Below are 1204 nucleotides of genomic sequence, written 5' to 3' on the forward strand. Positions count from 1 at the left end.
AAGGGAGGAAATTCAAAATGGCTAAAGCTAAATACGAAAGAACAAAACCTCATGTTAATATAGGGACAATAGGACACGTTGACCACGGTAAAACTACATTAACAGCAGCAATAACAAAAACATTATATGACAGATACCAATTAGGAGAAGCAGTAGATTTCGCAAACATAGATAAAGCTCCAGAAGAAAGAGAAAGAGGAATCACAATATCAACAGCACACGTTGAGTATGAAACTCCAAACAGACACTACGCACACGTTGACTGCCCAGGACATGCTGACTACGTTAAGAACATGATAACAGGAGCAGCACAAATGGACGGAGCAATATTAGTTTGTTCAGCAACAGATGGACCAATGCCACAAACAAGAGAGCATATACTATTATCAAGACAAGTTGGAGTACCATATATAGTAGTATTCTTAAACAAATGTGACATGGTAGATGATGAAGAGTTATTAGAACTAGTAGAAATGGAAGTAAGAGATTTATTAACAGAATATGATTTCCCAGGAGATGATACTCCAATAGTAAGAGGATCAGCATTAATGGCATTAGAAGATCCAAAGAGTGAGTGGGGAAATAAAATAGTAGAATTATTCGAGCAAATAGATGAATATATACCAGCACCAGAAAGAGATACTGACAAACCATTCTTAATGCCAGTAGAAGACGTATTCTCAATCACAGGAAGAGGAACAGTTGCAACAGGAAGAGTGGAAAGAGGAGTATTAAAAGTACAAGACGAAGTAGAATTAGTAGGATTAACAGAAGCACCAAGAAAAGTAGTAGTAACAGGAGTAGAGATGTTCAGAAAATTATTAGACCAAGCACAAGCAGGGGATAATATAGGAGCATTATTAAGAGGAGTACAAAGAAACGAAATAGAAAGAGGACAAGTACTAGCAAAGACTGGATCAGTAAAAGCACACACAAAATTTACTGCAGAAGTATATGTACTTAAAAAAGAAGAAGGTGGAAGACATACACCATTCTTTGATGGATATAGACCACAATTCTATTTCAGAACAACAGATGTAACAGGAGCTTGTAAGTTACCAGATGGAATAGAAATGGTAATGCCTGGAGATAACGTAACAATGGAAGTAGACTTAATAAATTCAATAGTTGTAGAAGAAGGATTAAGATTCTCAATAAGAGAAGGTGGAAGAACAGTAGCTTCAGGAGTTGTTGCTACAATAAT

1 protein-coding gene is annotated in these 1204 nt (G+C 36.2%); it reads left to right on the forward strand.

Annotation, left to right across the window (positions count from 1 at the left end; genetic code table 11):
- Window positions 1-17: 17 nt before the first annotated feature.
- On the forward strand, window positions 18-1204 hold a 1187-nt coding region (tuf, locus tag IC214_RS00680; protein WP_227866132.1), incomplete at its 3' end, for an elongation factor Tu.

The sequence above is a fragment of the Clostridioides sp. ES-S-0190-01 genome, from assembly GCF_020658275.1.
Lineage (GTDB): Bacteria > Bacillota > Clostridia > Peptostreptococcales > Peptostreptococcaceae > Clostridioides.